Origin of the sequence: Leptospira congkakensis (assembly GCF_004770265.1) — a bacterium.
In the GTDB taxonomy this organism is placed as follows: Bacteria; Spirochaetota; Leptospiria; order Leptospirales; family Leptospiraceae; genus Leptospira_A; species Leptospira_A congkakensis.
This window is the reverse complement of record NZ_RQGQ01000016.1, coordinates 270,404-289,512: the sequence shown is the minus strand read 5'-3', so window position 1 is coordinate 289,512 and position 19,109 is coordinate 270,404. Positions and strand designations below refer to the sequence as shown.

The 19,109-nt window shown below is 39.1% G+C and carries 15 protein-coding genes; 9 read left to right on the top strand and 6 right to left on the bottom strand.

The features are described 5' to 3' along the window. Nucleotide 1 precedes the first annotated feature (1 nt). The 4 genes from EHQ70_RS11720 (at nt 2) to EHQ70_RS11705 (ending at nt 4,151) form a co-directional block, all read left to right on the top strand. Nucleotides 2–778, top strand: a complete 777-nt coding sequence (locus tag EHQ70_RS11720; protein WP_135586603.1) for a YdcF family protein — start codon at nt 2–4, stop codon at nt 776–778. Between the two features lie 100 nt (nt 779–878). Beyond that, a complete protein-coding gene (locus EHQ70_RS11715) occupies nt 879–1,271 on the top strand; it encodes a cytochrome c maturation protein CcmE domain-containing protein (protein ID WP_135586601.1) in 393 nt (130 codons plus the stop codon). Then, nucleotides 1,268–3,469, top strand: coding sequence for a heme lyase CcmF/NrfE family subunit (locus tag EHQ70_RS11710; RefSeq protein ID WP_135586599.1), 2,202 nt, complete (start codon nt 1,268–1,270; stop codon nt 3,467–3,469). Before EHQ70_RS11715 ends, EHQ70_RS11710 begins: the two co-directional genes overlap by 4 nt. A gap of 1 nt (nt 3,470) precedes the next feature. Next, on the top strand, nt 3,471–4,151 hold the full coding sequence (locus EHQ70_RS11705) for a cytochrome c-type biogenesis protein CcmH (protein WP_135586597.1): 681 nt from the start codon (nt 3,471–3,473) through the stop codon (nt 4,149–4,151). Between the two features lie 52 nt (nt 4,152–4,203). Here the strand turns inward: EHQ70_RS11705 and EHQ70_RS11700 are convergent, their stop codons facing one another. Next, nucleotides 4,204–5,361 carry an aminotransferase class I/II-fold pyridoxal phosphate-dependent enzyme gene (locus EHQ70_RS11700; RefSeq protein WP_135586595.1) on the bottom strand — a complete coding sequence of 386 codons (1,158 nt, stop codon included), beginning with the start codon at nt 5,359–5,361 and terminating at the stop codon, nt 4,204–4,206. A 74-nt stretch (nt 5,362–5,435) separates the two neighbouring features. Here EHQ70_RS11700 and EHQ70_RS11695 point away from each other — a divergent pair, with 74 nt between their 5' ends. Both EHQ70_RS11695 and EHQ70_RS11690 read left to right on the top strand, forming a co-directional pair. After that, on the top strand, nt 5,436–6,191 hold the full coding sequence (locus tag EHQ70_RS11695) for an SIR2 family NAD-dependent protein deacylase (RefSeq protein ID WP_135586593.1): 756 nt from the start codon (nt 5,436–5,438) through the stop codon (nt 6,189–6,191). A 98-nt stretch (nt 6,192–6,289) separates the two neighbouring features. Next, nucleotides 6,290–6,646, top strand: coding sequence for a DMT family protein (locus EHQ70_RS11690; RefSeq protein ID WP_135586591.1), 357 nt, complete (start codon nt 6,290–6,292; stop codon nt 6,644–6,646). Here EHQ70_RS11690 and EHQ70_RS11685 read toward each other — a convergent pair. The 4 genes from EHQ70_RS11685 to EHQ70_RS11670 form a co-directional block, all read right to left on the bottom strand. Beyond that, the gene (locus EHQ70_RS11685; RefSeq protein WP_135586589.1) at nt 6,632–7,309 is read right to left on the bottom strand and encodes a phosphopantothenoylcysteine decarboxylase domain-containing protein; all 678 of its coding nucleotides are present in this window, start codon (nt 7,307–7,309) and stop codon (nt 6,632–6,634) included. The two genes, EHQ70_RS11690 and EHQ70_RS11685, sit on opposite strands and share 15 nt — an antisense overlap. After that, nucleotides 7,306–7,836 (bottom strand): phosphopantothenoylcysteine decarboxylase, encoded by a 531-nt coding sequence (locus tag EHQ70_RS11680; protein WP_135586587.1) that lies wholly within the window; start codon nt 7,834–7,836, stop codon nt 7,306–7,308. Before EHQ70_RS11680 ends, EHQ70_RS11685 begins: the two co-directional genes overlap by 4 nt. Further along, entirely contained in the window at nt 7,837–9,207 is a 1,371-nt protein-coding gene (locus EHQ70_RS11675; RefSeq protein ID WP_135586585.1) for a hemolysin family protein, read from the bottom strand. It abuts the gene before it with no gap. Nucleotides 9,208–9,379: 172 nt separating this feature from the next. Then, on the bottom strand, nt 9,380–11,989 hold the full coding sequence (locus EHQ70_RS11670; RefSeq protein ID WP_135586583.1) for a hypothetical protein: 2,610 nt from the start codon (nt 11,987–11,989) through the stop codon (nt 9,380–9,382). Nucleotides 11,990–12,045: 56 nt separating this feature from the next. Here EHQ70_RS11670 and EHQ70_RS11665 point away from each other — a divergent pair, with 56 nt between their 5' ends. The 3 genes from EHQ70_RS11665 to EHQ70_RS11655 all read left to right on the top strand — a co-directional run bounded on the left by EHQ70_RS11665 (nt 12,046) and on the right by EHQ70_RS11655 (nt 18,124). Continuing rightward, a complete protein-coding gene (locus EHQ70_RS11665; protein WP_135586581.1) occupies nt 12,046–15,540 on the top strand; it encodes a PAS domain-containing protein in 3,495 nt (1,164 codons plus the stop codon). A 138-nt stretch (nt 15,541–15,678) separates the two neighbouring features. Beyond that, nucleotides 15,679–16,614 (top strand): family 2A encapsulin nanocompartment shell protein, encoded by a 936-nt coding sequence (locus tag EHQ70_RS11660; protein ID WP_135586579.1) that lies wholly within the window; start codon nt 15,679–15,681, stop codon nt 16,612–16,614. Further along, the gene (locus tag EHQ70_RS11655; RefSeq protein ID WP_135586577.1) at nt 16,601–18,124 is read left to right on the top strand and encodes a family 2A encapsulin nanocompartment cargo protein cysteine desulfurase; all 1,524 of its coding nucleotides are present in this window, start codon (nt 16,601–16,603) and stop codon (nt 18,122–18,124) included. Before EHQ70_RS11660 ends, EHQ70_RS11655 begins: the two co-directional genes overlap by 14 nt. Before the next feature lie 7 nt (nt 18,125–18,131). Here the strand turns inward: EHQ70_RS11655 and epsC are convergent, their stop codons facing one another. Next, the gene (epsC, locus tag EHQ70_RS11650) at nt 18,132–18,998 is read right to left on the bottom strand and encodes a serine O-acetyltransferase EpsC (protein ID WP_135586575.1); all 867 of its coding nucleotides are present in this window, start codon (nt 18,996–18,998) and stop codon (nt 18,132–18,134) included. Between the last annotated feature and the right edge of the window lie 111 nt (nt 18,999–19,109).

The following is a 19,109-nucleotide window of genomic DNA, read 5'->3' as shown; positions in this document are numbered from 1 at the left end:
AATGGATTCAATTTTTTTCACTCTCTCCAAGCTTGGTACCATCCTACTCTATCCCCTTCCTGTATTTTTTCTTTTAGCAATTTTCCTTATCTTTAAAACCAAATCAGGCCACGGAAAATACAGACTCTTTCAAATCATTTTGTTTTTGTATTTGGCTTCGAATGCCTTTGTTTCCAACTTCCTTGTCCAAACTCTAGAAAAAGATTACCCACCCGTATCCATTTCAGAACTTCCTAAATCAGACGTTGCGATTGTGTTAGGTGGAATGATCCAAACCATTTCAACTCATCCAGGTAGACCCGAACTATCCGACTCGGCAGACAGACTAACAGACGCTGTGCGAATGTATAAAGCGGGAAAAGTAAAAAAAGTCCTATTTACTGGTGGATCTGGCCTTCTATTTGCAAATACCTACCGCGAAGCAGACCTTGCCAAAGAATTGTTTTTGGATTTAGGAGTTCCTGAAAAAGATTTAATCTGGGAAAACAATTCGCGAAATACTTACGAGAATGCTTTAGAAACAAAAAAGATTCTCCAGGATAAAAAGATAGAATCCGCAATCCTTGTGACTTCCGCATTCCATATGAAACGTGCTGCTGGTTGTTTTCAAAAACAAGAAATTCATTTTGTGGCTTATCCCACAGACTACCGTGCCACTGACCTACAATCAGGGGCATTTGAGCTTTACATTCCCTCTGCCGTATTTTTAGAACAAACAACGATGGCCATCAAAGAATGGGTGGGATACTTCGTATATCGTGCCAAATCCTACTTATAACGCTTCCAAATCTGCCTCTTTTTTAAGACCTTTTTGTTTGACCGAAACCTGCAATCAGAGAGGCTAGAGGAAAGGCGGGAATCCGTCTAAAGAATGAACTATGAATCGTAAGTTTTTAACTCTTTTGTTTCTCATCGGACTCTCTCTGGGAGGAATCGCTTTTTTCTCCTCCCAAGAAACCTCTTACCTTCTTTTGGATGCGTCGGAACTGGCAGCAAACCCCACAAAATATTCAGACCAAAACCTTCGCGTGCGGGGATTTGTTCGGATCGGGAGCCTTGTTCGCGAAGGAAAAAAAGCAAAATTTGATTTGGAACTGAATGATCAAATCATCCCCGTGTTTTTCACAGGAGCCACTCTTTTGCCAGATGCTTTTAAAGAAGGAGCAAGGGCGCGCGTGGATGGAAAATTAGATCGCGGAGTTCTTGTTGCGAGTCACGTAGAGGCAAAATGTGCCTCCAAATATGAAGCGGGATACGCTGAGGAACAATGAACAATTTAGGAACCATCCTTCTCTCAGCCTCTCTCGCCATTCTAATTTTTTCCGCATTACAAACCATCTACGGAATCTACAAACAAGAAAGAAAATCCATTGAACTAGGCCGCCTGGCTCTCATGACAAATCCTTTTGTCATTGTCCTCACCTTTACAGTTCTACTCACTCAACTTGTAAGATCAGACTATAGCAACTATTATGTGGTCATGCATTCAAGCGAACACCTCCCGTTGTTTTATAAAATGACATCCATTTGGTCGGGATCTTCTGGAAGTTTGTTATTTTGGAATTTGATTCTAAACGTTTTTACTTTTATTGTTTTATGGCAAACTCGTAAGTCCATCGAAGACAGAATTCCGATGATGAATCTAATCCTCGCAGTTCTCTCTGGATTTTTTTCTTTCCTAGCTGTTTTTTATGGAGATGCACAACCATTCCGTGAATTTGTTCCGGAAGCTGCTGCGGGTCGGGGGCTCAATCCCCTCCTCCAACATTGGGCGATGATCATCCATCCACCCATTCTTTACATTGGTTATGTGAGTATCTCCATTCCTTTTGCCATTGCCATGTCTGCTCTTGTGTCGGGACAACTCTCTGAAGATTGGATGAAGTTCATCCGTAAATGGACTTTGTTTTCTTGGTTCTTTCTCGGAACAGGGATTTTACTCGGATCTAAATGGGCCTATGAAGAGTTAGGTTGGGGTGGGTATTGGGCTTGGGATCCGGTAGAAAACGCTTCCCTTATGCCTTGGCTTCTCACCAGTGCTTTTGTTCATTCTGTTGTGATCCAAGAACGTAGAGGGATGTTAAAATTCTGGAATATGTTACTTGTCATCCTTGCTTTCCACTTTAGTTTGCTTGGAACTTGGATCACTCGTTCAGGAGTTTTGGAAGGGCCTCATAGTTTTTCCAAATCAACCATTGGAACTCCTTTTATCATCTATATCATTGCTAGTTTTCTATTTTTCACAGGATTTGTGATTTATAGAAGAAAACACCTAACGCCAGAAAGGAACTTAGAAGCCATTACTTCCAAAGAAGGAAGTTTTCTTTTGAATAACTTTTTACTGGTTCTTTCGACCGCAGCCATATTGCTCGGTGTCTTTTCTCCTCTCTTGTATGGAAAAGAATTCAAAGCGCCATGGTTTAATTCTTGGGGAGTTCCTGCAGGGATTTTTCTTTTGCTTTTGATGGGAGCAGCCCCACTCCTCGCTTGGAGAAAGGGAGCTGGAGCTGTATTTTTTTCCACACTTCTCAAACCCTTTCTTGCAGGACTTGTGGGTGGTGGACTTTATATCCTTTTTTATTCCCAAAACTTTACAAAACCAGACAGTAAGTATGGTGATGTATTAGCAGAGATCTATTCGGTTCTAACGGTTACGATTGGTGTGTTTACCATTTCGGGAATCATCCAAGAATACTATCGAGGAATCCGAGCACGAAAAGAAGAGTTTCCAAACGAAAATATCGTGATTGCCGGATACCGAATGTTACTCAAAAACAAACGGCGGTATGGTGGGTATTTAGTACACTTTTCGCTGGTTCTTATTTTTATTGGTTATGCAGGGAATGCATTCAAAATCAATACTTCGGTTCGTTTTTTCTATGAACTCCAACCACCAACTTCGGAAGAGATAGTCTACCAATCCATAGACAAAGCAATGATTGGTGGTTATCAAATTGAAGCCTCCACTCTAAAACTAAAACCAGTATTAATTTCAGGACTTGGTGGGGAACCAAACATCCAAAACGTGATTGTATCCCAGGAAGGAACTTATTCTATCTTTCGAGGGACGGATAAACTTTCTGATCTTGTGACAGAACGCAGATTTTACCCACAAATTTCTCACCTAACAGGTGATTTTGAAACACATATCCCAACGAGTGAACCTGCCATTCTTTCTATGGCCAAAGAAGATTTTTACATCCAACTTGGTGCCATTGAAACCTCGGATCTAAAATCTGAGAATCCAGATCTTCCTTTGATGTTTATGCAGTATTACTTCACACCAGGGAGTGAGATGGACAAACTCAAATTCTTTCTCAACTTTCCAAGACAGATTGTTGCGAACTTAGAAGTATGGGTGAACCCACTGGTAAAACTCATTTGGGTAGGGTCTTTACTTTATTTCCTAACAGGAATCTTTTTACTATTGCCGGTCGGTGAAAACAAAAAGAAGAAGGTGGTTGGTTAACATGGATTTTGCAATTCAAAAAAAAGACCAACCAAGTTCGTTTGGTTCCTTATCTTCCGTACAGACAGAACCATGGTCAAAGGAATCCAAATTGCGATTTTTAAAACGATCTGGATCTAAACTTTTATTAGTTGGATTTTGTTTTTTGTTTCCGGTTTTACTCTTTGCGCAAAAAACAACTACAAACTTAAAAGAAGATGAGCAAATCCAAACCTTCTTAAAAGTAACGGAACAAATTCGTTGTATTTGTTTGCCAAGCCTTCCCATCCAGTCTTGTTCGTTTAACATGTGTGCGGCGTCTAGTTACCTCAAAACTTTTATTGAAAACCGAATCAAAGACGGAATGAAAGAAGAAGAAATCATTTCGAAAATGGAAAATGGATTTGGGAATTCTGTATTACAAGACCCAATCGTAGTGATGTTTCAGGAAAACGGAAACCAAGGAATGGTGGATTCCATTGTGTACGGATTTGGACCAAAAATTCTAGCCCAACCTGACGGAACCTGGATCAATTTCACTTTGTTTGCCATTGGAGTTCTTGGACTTTTTGGAATCTACAAGTATGGAACCCAAAAAAAGAGAGAAACTTCCACAGCGAATGCAGAATCCAAAGTAGAAAATATCAAATCCACAACAGACGAGATCAAAAACAAAATCCGTAAATTCGAAGAAGAATCTTAACGAGCTGCTTATCTGTTTCGATAGGCAGGTATGTCGGTAGATACTAGAAAACTTAGAGAGAATTCCACTTTTCTCTAACTTGGGAAAGTCCCTCTACCAAAACCTGAATATCACTTAACTTTAATTTAGCGTTCAAACTAATTCTTAACCTAGGGCTTGGGACCGTCGGTGGACGAATGGCACGTACATCCAAACCTTTTTCTTGTAAATTGGCAGCATAAAACAAAGCCTCTTTTTCTGTTTCCAGAAGCAGAGGAACGATATGTGAGGTAGAGGCAGTGATGATAAATCCATTGGTTTTCAACAAATTCTTTAGTGTATCAGCAATTTTTAACAATTCATCTCTTTCTTTGTCCATCGAACGAAGGAGTTCTAAGGAATAGAAAGCAAGTTCTGAAATCATTGGAAGTGGTGCTGTAGAAAAAATAAAAGACCGCATTACATTCACTAAGTGGTCACGACCTATTTTTTTTGTGACAATGATCCCACCTTCCAAGCCAAGCGACTTTCCTAAAGTGTACACTCTGTAATCAATGGATTGGATTTCTGATAGAGTTAAGTCCCGAAAGACAAGTCCCTTCCCACTAAGGCCATAAATTCCAAAGGCATGGGCTTCATCCAAAACAAGAACAAATCCAAATTCTCTTTTTAAAGAAAGTAAGGTTTTTAAATCGGGAGAATCGCCATCCATACTAAATAAAGTTTCCGTGACCACGATTCGCTTTTTTTTACGTTCAGGATCTTCTATATCTGCTTTTTCCAATAAACTACGAAGGTGATCCATATCCAAATGATGGTAGTATTTTTTCTGAGCTCCCGAAATGCGAATTCCATCTAAAATGGATGCATGGTTCAAACGATCGGTAAACAGGTAACAGTCGGGAGCAGCAATCGAATCCAAAAGACCAAAGTTTGCTGTAAATCCAGAAGATACTAAAAGTGCCGCTTCTCCTTCGACAAATCGAGCAAACTCTGATTCAAACTGATCCATGGATTTAAAATTTCCTCTAACCAAACGAGAAGCAGTGGATCCAAAGGGATAAATATCCTTTTTTGTTTGGAAAAACTCCAACATACTGGGATTAGTTGCCATTCCCATATAGTCGTTGGAACAAAAATCAATTCCTTGGTAGATCTTAGTTTCCCGAAATAATTGTTTTTCGTGAATGGAATTTAGTTTTTTTTGGATTTCTTCCCAATGATTAGCCATTGACTACCAGTTTTCTTTTTCTAGATTTTTTTCCGATTTAAATTTTTACCATTTTTGTTAGAATGAACCCATAAATGAGTTTTCTCACTCCCGATCTCATCCAACGAATCCGCACGGCTCGGAATATTTTGTTTCTTACGGGAGCAGGTATTTCTAGCGAAAGTGGAATTCCTACATTCCGAGGAGAAGGTGGATATTGGAAAACATTTAAAGCAGAAGAACTCGCCACACCAGAAGCCTTTGCCAATCATCCAGAAGTGGTTTGGGAATGGTATGACTTTCGGCGTAATATTTGTTCCGAAGCAGAACCAAACAATGGACACCTAACAATTGCAAATTGGCAAGCAGTTTCAAAAACAGTAAATCTCATCACACAAAACGTGGATGGACTTCACCCTCGTGCTGGAAGTAAGAACCTCCTAGAAATCCATGGTAATATCTTTCGTGCAAAGTGTACGGTTTGTCGCGAAAAATACAATTTGGGTGAAGATGGAATCAACCAACATGGGCTCAAATTTTGTCCGTCTTGTGAATCCCTTTTACGACCAGATATTGTTTGGTTTGGGGAAGGTTATGACAATAAACTTCTCACAAAAGCCTGGGAACAAAGTAAAGAAGCTCATGTTGTTTTTGTTGTGGGAACAAGTGCAAACGTATCGGTTCCTGCCAACTTAGCTATGACCTCCATTCGCAACGGTGCCCTTGGAATCGAAATCAATCCCGAAACCACTTCCCTCACTCCTTCCATGCAACTTCATTTTGGTGGCAAATCGGGAGAAATCCTTCCTGAAATTTTTAAGGAAGTGTTTTGGGATGTAGTTTTAGAATAATATTTGGTTTGATACCAGAAGGTATCAAAATTGAATATATTTCAAATTGTGATTCATTTTTATACAGTAAATTAAAACTAACGAATTCAGAGAATTTTATGTTAACCATCATTCTATTAGTATTATCCAATATTTTTATGACCTTTGCTTGGTATGGGCATTTGAAATTTGCAAAGTCCACCAACATGTTTTATATCATTTTGTTTTCTTGGGGAATCGCATTCTTCGAATATGTTTTGATGGTTCCTGCCAACCGGATTGGATTCACAGTTTATAAGTTTGAAGGGTTTCAATTGAAAATCATCCAAGAAGTGATTACCATCTTTGTATTCATTCTCTTTGCGACACTTTTCCTAGGCGAAAAGATCAAATGGAATTATATCGTTAGTTTTGGTCTGATACTTCTTGCTGGTTATTTTGCATTTGGTTTTGGAACCAAATCAAACGGACACTAAAAAGGAAACCAGTTCCTCTGCGATTTTTTCTTTGGGAAATGGTCCAATTTCTTTCTCTAGTCCACTAACGCTAAATATGCGAACAGTAGAATCAACTTCACCAAAACCTTTGCCAGAGCCAACATAATTTCCAACAATATAGTTAAGACCTTTTCGAACCAGTTTGTCTTTGGCATATCGTTCCAACTCTTTTGTTTCGGCGGCAAATCCAACACGAAGAGAGTTTAAAACTTTATGTTCTGTAACATACTCTGTTACTTGTTGTAAAACATCAGGATTTTCTTCTAACTCGAGGAGAAGACCTTTGGTTCCTTCAGAAGTTTTTTCTTTTTTGATTTTATGTTCTGCTGTCATGATGGGGCGAAAATCAGCCGGAGCTGCTGCCATCACAAGCAAACTATCATTAGTCATTTCGGACAAAACAGCATCACGCAATTGGATGGTGGTTTCCACTTCAATATTTCGTTTGGCGCCTTTAACATTAGCATAACGTTCCAACGTATTTCCGTGGATATAAACTACTTCAACGGGGTATTTTAAAAAGGCAGTAGCAATTTCATAACCCATCTTTCCAGAAGAAGCATTGGATATATAACGTACAGGATCGATCCATTCCCTAGTGGGCCCAGAAGTAACTATGACTCGTTTGAATTTTAAATTCATGAATTGGTTGTATGAAGTTTAATGATTTGTTCCATGATGGATTCAACGGTAGCAAGTTTACCGTATCCCTCATCTCCACAAACCACAATCCCTTTATCGGGAGATACAATAGTAACTCCATCTGATTCTAAAGTTTTTAAATTTCTTTGTACGGCAGGATGTAAATACATTCCAGGATTCATCGATGGAGCCACTAACACAGGAGAGGTGCATGCAAGATATGTGGAGGTCACTAAATCATCGGCGATTCCATTGGCCATTTTACCGATGATGTTGGCAGAGGCCGGAACCACAGCAAGAACCGAGGCAATGTTTTTAATTTCGATATGAGCCATACCTGTATCAAATTCATCCACCCTTACTGGTTTTCCTGTTAAGGCCTCAAAAGTAATTTTTCCAACAAATCTAGTAGCATTGGAAGTCATAATCACGCGAACAGGATATCCTTGTTTGGTAAGCCCTCTTACCAAATCACAAGCCTTATAAGAAGCAATGGATCCTGAGACTGCGATTACAATTTCTTTCATCTACCTGTCCTCGTAAGAAAGTTCTCTTTCCATTTCAGAATCGTTATCCTCTTCTAATTTTGGAGTGAATAAAATGGAGATGATTTTGTTTCCTTCCATTTTTTTTACTTTAAGACTTCCTTTTTTGATTTGAACGATGCTACCTTCTTTTGGCATATCTTCGTTCTTTTCCATAAAATAACCAGCGATGGTTCTGACTTCTTCCATATCAGAAGGTTCTTCCCCTTCCAAAATATCTGACAAACTAGAAAGTTCAGTTTCTCCATCTAAAGAAATGGTTTTTGTTTTTTTATTTTTGGAAGTTACATCCACTTCATCAGTGTCTGTTTCATCACGAATTTCACCAAAAAATTCTTCAATAATATCTTCTAACGTAAGTAAGCCGGAAACTCCACCGTATTCATCAATGACAATTGCCATATGTTGTTTTTTCTCACGGAGTTTTGTCATCACTCGTTCGATGGACATAGATTCTGGAACTTTCACAAAGTCCTTTTCCATAATGACAGTGATTTTTTCTTTTTTGCCTTTTGCTGAAAGATGAGCCGCTTGCCATTTTAAAAACTTTTGAACATGAACAATCCCAACAATTCGATCCAAGGTTTGGTTATAAACAGGATATCTTGAAAAACTATGTTCGGCGATGAGAGGGAGTAATTTATCGATCGTGGACTCTTGCGAAATTCCAATAATAGAAAGGCGATGTGTCATTACATCTTTGGCAGTATGTTCTGAAAAATCAAAAGTCTTTTGGATGAGTTGCATCTCTGCATTATCAATCCGACCTTGTTTCCTTTGTTCTTCAATGATGATCATGAGCTCTTCAGCAGAATGAACATACTTATCACCAGTTCGTTGCAAACGGAAAAGTGTAAGGATTCCGCCCGCCAAACGATTCATAATGAAAGTGACAGGAAAAAATAAATAATAGAACAACCACATAGGAGCCGAAACCCCAAGAGCGATTGCTTCTGTGTTTTGGATGGCAAGAGTTTTGGGAACCAGTTCCCCCAAAATCACATGTAGTAGAGTGATGAGAGTGAAAGAAACTCCAATCGATATACTATGAATGGTCACAAGATCCAATTCAATATGGAACATGTGAAGGAATCCAGAGACAACACTAGCAAACAGAGCCTCACCAATCCATCCAAGGAGTAGGCTTGCCACAGTGATTCCCACTTGGCATACCGATAACATATCATCGATTTTGGAGACGGCCTTTTTGGTGATATGGGACATGGCCCGATTTTCTTTGACAAGTTCTTCCAGGCGAGAAGGCCGGATGGAAACCATGGCAAATTCGGCTGCGACGAAGAAACCATTAACAAAGACAAGAAGGAAGATGAGAAAGATGCCGATTATTTCCATAGAAACTCGAACATCACTAAAGTATTATGATCAGGGTCCATTGCGTATGAGGAACAGAATTAAGTATTTTGGAGTGATCTTCCAGTGTCGCCTATAATTTGGCCTATTTTTGTCGGAAATCCAAAGGAAGCGTTCCTTTCGTCCAAAGAATGATACTAACATTATGTCACTTTTATAAGGGGGTCGCCTGGATCCAAACTCCGTCTTCACGGTATTTAGATGGATCTGCGAGCCCAGATACGGATCCCGAATCCAAAACAGGGAGAGTCGGAAGGTATCCAATCTTTTTAGTGCCCGATCGAAACCAAAAATGCAACCATTGGTAGTGCCAAGAGTAATCCGACCAAGACTTACCAAGAACTCGTTCCGTATAAACTACCATACGAGGAACAGTACGATAGTCGATCCTGCGGAATAATTTTAAAAATGGAATTTCTTCTAAGTTTCCTGATTCAGACTTACAAGACCAAGAGAGATTTGTCACCTGTGCCACCGAACCTGTGTTTACTGGAAAATCCCAAAGATGTAACCTTTCTTTTTCTTTTAAAATTCGAGAACCTTCAAAGTAAGCTGTATCGACCAAGTTCATCCCTTTTCCTTCCAGAGAACGTATGTTTGTTGGACATTTCCAAGAAAACACTCCCAAAGGTTTGTGAGTATCTGACCCAGGGTGAAGAGAAAAGAAAAAAACTATTTGGGTTTCTCTCATTTCTTTTTTAAGAGAACGCATAAGGCTTGTACCAGATTCATTCAAATAAATTTGTACAGAATCGCTATCTTTGTTGGCACTCACCAAATCTTTTACAGATTCGATAACCTCTGTTGTGTCCGGTCTTTGGGAATGGATCACTTTCCAACTGAGTTGGTTTCTTTTGGATTCTTTAGGATTGAAGGTAAAAAGATAAAACTCTTCTTTATAAGGTAACAAAAGCACTGTTGGCAGTTTTGCTGATTCTAGATTACGAACCGATTCCTCTTCGTTTTTGCGCTGGACTTGGCTTTCTGTTTCCCTACTATCTGCATAAGTAGAATCAAAAAACTTGGATTCCCTTGCCGTAGAAAAACCAGACAAATATTGGAATTGTTTATCAACAAATTGAATTTGGAAAAGGGAATGAGGACTACCTTTTATACTGCGTGCCCACTTCACAGAATTGTATTTGTAAATAGAATCAAGAAGTCCCCAAACATCATTGTCATCTCGCAAATGACTTAGTGCATATTCAAAAAACAAATCTGTTGAAAAAGCAAGTGGTCGATAATTACGAATATAATACAGATCTTCGTAGAGATTGTTTTGTAAATAATCGGCAACACCGTCCCGAATGTTTCCATTCACTGGGCCTTTTTTGCCCGAAGCAGTATGGGCAAATACAAACCCGAAGTTTCGAAGAAACTCTGCTGCGTAAAAGGCGTTTTCCTCGTCCAGAATCCCCCTACTCTTTGTTAGCTCAATTGTAGATTTACGAAATTCTTTTCGATAAATTTGGTTATAACCTTGTAAGATGGTGGCGGCATACTCAAGCCTTCTCCATTTTTTTTCCTGAGCCATATAGATGATTTCATCTGTCATCCGAGAAGACAATTCAGGATTTTGGTCCATAAGCATCTGCGAAATTCTAAGTTTGGGCCAGATGTCGGCTTCGGTTAATTTTTCAGGGTCTTTGATTTTTTGTAGGGCTTTGAGTGCTGCCTCTGCCCCACTCACTTTATATAAAGAAACAGAAATTAAATCCTTAACTTCGGAAATGGACATTGGTTCATTCAAAAAAGGATGGTGGATGTCCGCTGACCAATTGTTCAAATCTAACTTCAAATAATATTCTAAAGATTTTTTATAATCTTTTTGAAAATAAGCGAGAGCACCTAACTTTACATAAATACGATTCAGAATGGATGCTTTTTTTCCTTTGGCAGACCTTAGGAAGTTTAAAAGCGATTCTTCGGCCCCTGAATAGTCTCCTCCTAAAATTTGGAGAAAGGCCATTCTTTCATTGGAATTTTCACCGATGGAACCATCTGCGATTTTTTCCAAATCCATAATCATCTTTTGTAAATGGATACCTTCTCTTACAAAACCAAGGAAGGTAAGTTTGGCAGGAAGGTCTTCATCGATCCGATCCAAAAGTGGAATCCACTCCAAATTTGGATCTTCAAAAAATGGAGAACTGACACGCATAATGTTTACAAAATGTTTATGCATATCTTTTTCCTTTCCGGAAGGAAGATCGATATAGTATTGCAAACGAAAAACTCTACATAAAGAATAGTATGGTTTGGTTTTTTGGCAGTCCATTCGCACCATTGTTTTTTTTTCATCTTCCCCAGTTTGGAAAAGATTGGTTCGCATGTTTTTTGCTAGGTTGCGAAAATAGGTATTGGGTTCTTTTTGAATGTACGAATCTAAGGTTTTGATTGCTTGGACTTCTTCACCTTGCGACTGTTTCCAGAGCGATGTCAGTAAAAAATCAGCAAAACTATATTCTCCTTTTTTGGTTCGAAGGTCATATAGAATATTGGCAATTCCTACTTTATCTTTTTTACGAAGGTAATATTCTCCTAACATCAGATAGTAGTCGATCTCTTGGATTTGGGACATCCCTTCCGGTGTTTTGAAACGAAATTCATCCCTGGCACTTAGAATCTCTTTTCCTTGGATGAGGAGTTTGGAGGAAGATCCTGATACCACCCAACCATGGTTTCGCTGGGATTGACTCATTAAATTTGCTGTTGGGAACAGAGAAATACAGCAGAGAAAAATAGAAAGTGACAGGCGATTCATCATCGTATCCATTACTCTTTAAGACCAATCGATTTGGTCAAGTGACATAACGATTCATGGCAGAAAGTTTCAACTACCAATCCATTGTGGAAAGCTTCGATGAGTTTCTCATCTACCTCGATCCTTTCCTGGAAATTCAGTTTTCTCGCACTTCTCCAAATCTATATCTGCCACCTGATTCAATTTCAACGGGAAAACATATCAATGACCTTCATATCATTCCTAGGGACGCCCTCATCCTCACCAATCTTTGCCAAGAAACATTAGCCAGAAGAACTCCATTCCAATTCACAACAAGTTTACTAGGTAACCCCTTTCGAATTTCCGGCAGGTATTTGGAATCCAAAAATGCACCCGGAGTGATCTTACGCGGGGAACCTAACTTCAGTATTGAAAATGTGATTTTGGACAGCGGCCCTTATGTGATCTTTCGTTTTAAATATGATACAGAATTTTTAACAACCTATGTTTCTCCGAATGTATCTTTAAATTTAGGTTATCAGACAGGTGATTTCAAAAAAGGGATGTTAAATCCAGATGATCTCCTCCACCCTGATGACAAAGAAAAAGTCCACGAAGAAGAAAAACTTCATATCAAAAACAAATCTCGCACTTACCAAAGAGAGTATCGATTCAAAAAACAAGACGGAACCTATATTCATGTTTCTGATTATAGTGTGGTTAGTTATTTCAGTTCTCTTCCTACTGAAAAAATTTCTTATCTGATTGATATCACGGAACGAAAAGACAAAGAATTAGAAATTATCAAACAAAGAGATGAATTGACAAGAATCAAACTTCTTTTTGAAGAAACCAATGCCGCAGCCAATGTTGGTGCCTGGGATGTTGATTTAATCAACAACACATTGTATTGGGCAAAAGAAACAAAAAGAATTCACGAAGTTCCGGATGATTACGTTCCTCTACTTCATTCTGCTTTTGAATTTTATCCAGTGGAATCACAACGAGAACTTTTATTAGAAGCATTTAACGATGCAGTAAACAATGGTTCTTCCTATGACTTAGTCCTTCAAGTCAAAACAAAATTAGGAAATCTCAAATGGGCACGAACCATCGGACACTCTGTATTTAAAGATGGGAAATGTATCCGAGTTTTTGGAAGTTTTCAAGACATTACAAAGAATGTTAATTCCGACAAACAAAGAGAAGATGCTCTCGCCAAATTAGAAACAATCTTAGATGCTACAACCCACGTAACAATTATTGGTGCGGATACAAATGGGATCATCACCCACTTCAACAAAGGTGCCGAATACCATTTGCAATATGATGCAGATGAAGTCGTTGGAAAAACATCTCCAGAAATTTTCCATAGACCCGAAGAAATCCAAAAAAGGGCGGTAGCTTTGTCTCGCGAGTTTGGAGTTCCCATTTCAGGATTCGACACTTTTGTACATAGAGCAAAGTTAAGCGAATATGATTCGCATGAATGGACTTATGTTCGAAAAGACAAAACAGAATTTCCGGTTCAACTTGTTGTCACTGCGAGTAAAAACAAAAAAGGGGAAATTACTGGATACTTAGGAATTGGAATTGATATTTCCGCACACAAGGCCACCGAAGAAGCGTTACGCGCTAGCGAAAGCCGTTGGCAATTTGCCCTTGAAGGTTCTGGAGATGGAATTTGGGATTGGAATTCTCAAACCAACAAAGTATTTTTTTCCAACCAATGGAAAAACATGTTAGGTTATACAGAAGAAGAAATAGGATCCGATATTTCGGAATGGGAATCGAGAGTCCATCCTGAAGACAAACCTAATTATTTTGCAGACTTAGACAAACATTTTGAAGGGAAAACTTCCGTTTATGTAAACGAACATCGAATGTTATGCAAAAATGGATCCTACAAATGGATTTTGGACCGAGGAAAAGTCATCGAATGGACTGAAGACGGCAAACCCCTTCGAATGATCGGAACCCATACCGATATCACTGATCGAAAACTACTCGAAAAAGCACTTATCGTCGCACGCGAAAATGCGGAAAAAGCGTCACAAGCAAAATCAGACTTCCTTGCTAATATGAGCCATGAAATCAGAACTCCACTCAATGGTGTGATTGGGTTCTCTGATTTACTGATGCGGACAGACCTAAATGAAGTGCAAAAAAAATATATGGAAACCGTATATCTTTCTGCAAGTTCACTCCTCGACCTTATCAACGATATATTAGACTTTTCTAAAATTGAATCTGGGAAAATGGAACTTTATAAGGAAAGAATCAATATTTATGATTTGCTCCATCAAATTGCAGAGATCGTCAAACACAAAGCATACGAAAAAGGCTTAGAACTCATCCTCAACATTTCACCAAAAGTTCCTAGAAATATTTTTGCCGATTCTTTGCGATTGCGCCAAATTCTATTAAACCTAATTGGCAACGCATTGAAGTTCACCTTAAAGGGTGAAATTCAAATTAAAATCTCAAGTGAACCCAAAGAAAACAATGAATATGAGTTTCTATTTGAAGTGATTGATACCGGGATTGGTATCAATCCCGAAAATCGAGACAAAATCTTCGAGGTGTTTTCGCAGGCCGATACATCCACCACACGTCAGTTTGGTGGGACTGGTTTAGGGTTATCGATTTCCAGCAAACTATTACATCTTTTTGATTCCAAAATGGAATTGGAGTCGGAACGCGACAAAGGTTCCAGATTCTTTTTCAAAATCATCACTCTTGCCGATAACGAAAGAAATACAGAACCAGAACTGAATCAAATCAAAAAGGTAATGGTGATTGATGACAACGAAACCAATTTATTTGTAATCCAAGAAATGTTAACATATAAAGGAATCCAAGTAGATTGTTTTCGTTCACCTACGGATGCCTTTGAGATGATTTCCTCTGGAACCATATACGATGTAATCATCACAGATTTTAATATGCCAGAAATCAATGGATTAGAATTTATAGAAAAAATTCAAAAATTCATCGAAACAAAAAAACTAAAAAAACCATTTTTCTCTCTCCATACATCAACCAATGATGAAACCATATACAAAAAAGGAAGGGAACTTGGAATCCAATCCATCTTACTCAAACCCATCCAAACAAATATTTTATATGATAGTTTAGAAAAAATGATTTCTGGTAAAAGTTCGGAAGTGGTAACGCCAAATTATGAACCAGTAAAACCCATCCAAACTACTGAAAAAATCAAAGTGATGATTGTGGAAGACAATCCAGTCAATATGATGTTAACCAAAGCCATTGTTCAAAAATCTTTACCAGGAACCATCATCATCGAAGCAGAAAATGGAGCTCTGGCTGTTGAGAATTTTATCCAAACAGAACCGCAACTTGTTTTTATGGATGTACAAATGCCAGAGATGAATGGATACGACGCCACAAAAGCCATTCGCAAATTGGAAAATGGGAAATTGGTTCCTATCATTGCACTTACCGCCGGAACTCTGTCAGGTGAGGAAGAACGTTGCCTAGATTGTGGAATGAACGACTATATTTCCAAACCCGTGGTCTTAAAAACCATCGCAGAAAAGATGAAACATTGGCTACAAATCGAGTAATCCGCTAACCTTCTGGACGATTTGTACAATATATCACACAAAACTTAATCCTATTTTCATAACAGCCATTGATTCTCGTATTCGGTCTGTAGCGATGATTCAACCATTAAAGATCCATTTCCGAAAAAGAGGTCATTTATGGCAGAACAAACCCAACACGCTTTGGGAGACTTAGCCGCACGCCAACTGGCAAATACGGTAAAAACAAATGCACAATACGGTGCAATCACTCCACGTTTTTTAGTTAGGTTACTTGATTGGAAACCTTTAGAGGCAGGGGTTCTCCGAGTCAACCGTGTTAAATCCAATACGCAAGTGGATGTACTTTGCGGACAAAAGGGAGAACAAGAACTTCCAGAAACTTTTGTTAACTACGAAGAAAAACCTCGTGAATACACTCTTAGTTTAATTTCCACAATCCTTGATGTACAAACCAGAGTTTCTGATTTATACAGTTCTCCACATGAACAAATCAATGAACAACTAAGACTAGCCATTGAAAGTGTAAAAGAAAAACAAGAATTGGAACTCATCAATAATGAAGATTATGGATTATTAAAAAATGTTCCGGCTCACCAAAGAATTAACACAAGAAAAGGACCTCCTACTCCTGATGATTTAGATGATTTAATCACTAAAGTTTGGAAAGAACCATCTTTCTTTTTAGCACACCCACTTGCAATTGCTGCTTTTGGTCGTGAATGTACAAGAAGAGGTGTTCCACCGGCCACAGTAACTCTGTTTGGTGCACAATTTTTAACTTGGAGAGGACTTCCACTCATTCCTACGGATAAACTTCTTGTGAACGGCGAAACCAATCCAAAGTCTGCTGCAGGAACTTCTAGTATTTTACTTTTGAGAGTGGGTGAAAAAAAACAAGGGGTTGTAGGTTTATATCAATCCAACCTACCAGGAGAACAAACTCCGGGACTTTCTGTTCGTTTTATGGGAATTAACCGATCAGCAATTGGATCCTATTTGATTTCTCTCTACTGCTCAGCAGCCATACTCACTGACGATGCGATTGCTGCACTCGACAATGTAGATGTGGGAAATTATTATGAATACAAATGATCCGAGTTTTTTAAAATTAAAACCGGACTTGTTCATCAATGGTTCCCCGTCGCAGTTTCCTGATGAAAAAACATTAGAAAAAATGGCGAAGGAAATGTTTGGAGTTTTGCAATCGTTTGGTGGAAGTAACGTTTCCACGACAGGTTTTCCATCAAATGACTCGCTATCGCAAAATTTACCAAAAGAGTCCTTACCTTATTTAGAAGACTTAAAATTAACAGACACAGGTTTTTCCTATTCTGATTTTCAGTCTTTTCCAAATATCAACATACCGCAGTCAGGTGGTGGGAATCTCGCGTCCGCAAGAAGAGATTTTCCTATCCTAACCGAAACAGTCAATGGGAAACCTTTGGTTTGGCTCGACAATGCGGCTACCACGCAAAAACCAACTTCGGTGATAGAAAGATTATCTCATTTTTATCTACATGAGAATTCCAATATCCATCGTGCAGCCCATACTCTAGCAGCAAGATCCACCGATGCTTATGAAAAAGCTAGGTCACTTGTCCAAGGGTTTATTGGAGCCGGGAGTGTTGAAGAAATTGTTTTTGTCAGAGGAACCACAGAAGGAATCAATCTCCTTTCCAATATTTTATCTGACAAACACATCCAATCGGGTGATGAAATTCTAATCACTCATTTGGAACACCACGCAAACATTGTTCCTTGGCAAATGGTCTGTGCTAAAAAAGGTGCAAAGTTACGAGTCGCTCCCGTAGATGATTCAGGACAAATCATTCTAAGCGAATACGAACGTTTGCTAAACTCCAAAACAAAGATTGTATCCATCACACAAGTTTCGAATGCTTTAGGAACAGTGGTCCCGGTAGAGGAGATGACAAAGTCAGCTCATAAAGTGGGAGCCCTTGTGATTGTGGATGGAGCTCAGTCCGTATCACATATGCCAGTGAATGTTCAGGAGATTGATTGCGACTTCTTTGTGTTTAGTGGTCACAAACTTTTTGCTCCAACGGGTATTGGTGTGGTTTATGGAAAAAAATCCATTCTCGACAGTTTGCCTCCTTGGCAAGGCGGAGGGAATATGATTAAAGATGTCAACTTTGATCACACTACCTTCCAAGAAGCACCGTTTCGATTTGAAGCAGGAACCGGAAACATCGCTGATGCTGTTGGGCTTGGCGCTGCAATCGAATATCTGAACCGATTTGGAATGAAACAAATTTCAGCCTTCGAACACGATCTATTGGAATATGGCACCAAAGAATTGTTAAAGGTTCCAGGCCTACGTTTGATCGGAACAGCTAAAGACAAAGCGGGTGTGTTGTCCTTTGTCATTGATGGTTTCAAAACTGAAGCGATTGGAAAAAAGCTAGCAGAAGAAGGGATTGCTGTAAGAGCAGGACACCACTGTGCCCAACCAATCTTAAGAAGATTTGGATTGGAATCAACAGTGAGACCTTCCCTTGCTTTTTACAATTCTTGTGAAGACATTGATGCACTCATCCGAGTGTTGTACGGGTTAGGAAGCCAGAATCGGATTGGGATTTAGTTCTAGTTCAAATGGTGAAATCCAAACCTTGGATTTCATTCGAACTTCTGACTCGCACTTCTGATTTCTGATACACAACGGAATAAGGAGGAATGCTTTGGGTAATCCAAGCATTCCCTCCGATGATGGATTGTTTCCCAATCACCGTTTCTCCACCGAGAATTGTAGCTCCTGCATAAATCACAACACCCTCTTCAATTGTGGGATGGCGTTTTTGCTTCGCCAAAGACTTGTTTACCGACAATGCGCCGAGTGTAACACCTTGGTAAATTTTTACATTGTCTGCGATATGAGTGGTTTCGCCGATCACAATCCCTGTTCCATGATCCATAAAAAAGGCTCTTCCAATTTCCGCACCGGGATGGATATCAATTCCTGTTGCCTCTTGAGCCACACCAGACAAAAGTTTTGGAAAAATAGGCAATGAAGACTTAAAAAAATAATTAGCCACTCGGTGGACAGCACCGGCGTAAAACCCTGAATAGGCGAGAATGACTTCATGGATACTTTCTGCAGCAGGATCTCCTAAAAAGGCAGCTTCTGCATCTTCCCACATCCATTCATACAATCCAGGAAGTTTGGCAACAAAGTTATGTAAAATATCATCTAACGCAACCACACGGCCAAGTTCTTTGTCCGCATAGGTAGCATAAGGTTCGAGTAAGTTTTTCCAACGAATTCGAAAGAGTTCCAACTGGTCAGAAATTTGATCTTTGGAAGTGAAGTTACGTTCAGAATGATATCCTGAAAACAGGATGGAGAACAATTCCTCCAAAAAACGGTTGGCCACTTGTTTGCCACCCACCACTGATTCGGGGATGGATTGCCGACTGAGTATAGAATTGTATAATTCATCTTGTCCGTTCGATAACATATAACCCAGTAAGGAAGTTATGTGAAACGGAGAGAATGCGAAAAAACCGAAAATCTTAAAAACCAATACAAAGTCGATAAATCAGATGTACATTCATAACAAAATATTGAA

Coding starts and splice junctions, on each gene's coding strand:
- EHQ70_RS11720 (WP_135586603.1), top strand. CDS start 2: ATGGATTCAATTTTTTTCACTCTCTCCAAGCTTGGTACCATCCTACTC.
- EHQ70_RS11715 (WP_135586601.1), top strand. CDS start 879: ATGAATCGTAAGTTTTTAACTCTTTTGTTTCTCATCGGACTCTCTCTG.
- EHQ70_RS11710 (WP_135586599.1), top strand. CDS start 1,268: ATGAACAATTTAGGAACCATCCTTCTCTCAGCCTCTCTCGCCATTCTA.
- EHQ70_RS11705 (WP_135586597.1), top strand. CDS start 3,471: ATGGATTTTGCAATTCAAAAAAAAGACCAACCAAGTTCGTTTGGTTCC.
- EHQ70_RS11700 (WP_135586595.1), bottom strand. CDS start 5,361: ATGGCTAATCATTGGGAAGAAATCCAAAAAAAACTAAATTCCATTCAC.
- EHQ70_RS11695 (WP_135586593.1), top strand. CDS start 5,436: ATGAGTTTTCTCACTCCCGATCTCATCCAACGAATCCGCACGGCTCGG.
- EHQ70_RS11690 (WP_135586591.1), top strand. CDS start 6,290: ATGTTAACCATCATTCTATTAGTATTATCCAATATTTTTATGACCTTT.
- EHQ70_RS11685 (WP_135586589.1), bottom strand. CDS start 7,309: ATGAATTTAAAATTCAAACGAGTCATAGTTACTTCTGGGCCCACTAGG.
- EHQ70_RS11680 (WP_135586587.1), bottom strand. CDS start 7,836: ATGAAAGAAATTGTAATCGCAGTCTCAGGATCCATTGCTTCTTATAAG.
- EHQ70_RS11675 (WP_135586585.1), bottom strand. CDS start 9,207: ATGGAAATAATCGGCATCTTTCTCATCTTCCTTCTTGTCTTTGTTAAT.
- EHQ70_RS11670 (WP_135586583.1), bottom strand. CDS start 11,989: ATGAATCGCCTGTCACTTTCTATTTTTCTCTGCTGTATTTCTCTGTTC.
- EHQ70_RS11665 (WP_135586581.1), top strand. CDS start 12,046: ATGGCAGAAAGTTTCAACTACCAATCCATTGTGGAAAGCTTCGATGAG.
- EHQ70_RS11660 (WP_135586579.1), top strand. CDS start 15,679: ATGGCAGAACAAACCCAACACGCTTTGGGAGACTTAGCCGCACGCCAA.
- EHQ70_RS11655 (WP_135586577.1), top strand. CDS start 16,601: ATGAATACAAATGATCCGAGTTTTTTAAAATTAAAACCGGACTTGTTC.
- epsC (WP_135586575.1), bottom strand. CDS start 18,998: ATGTTATCGAACGGACAAGATGAATTATACAATTCTATACTCAGTCGG.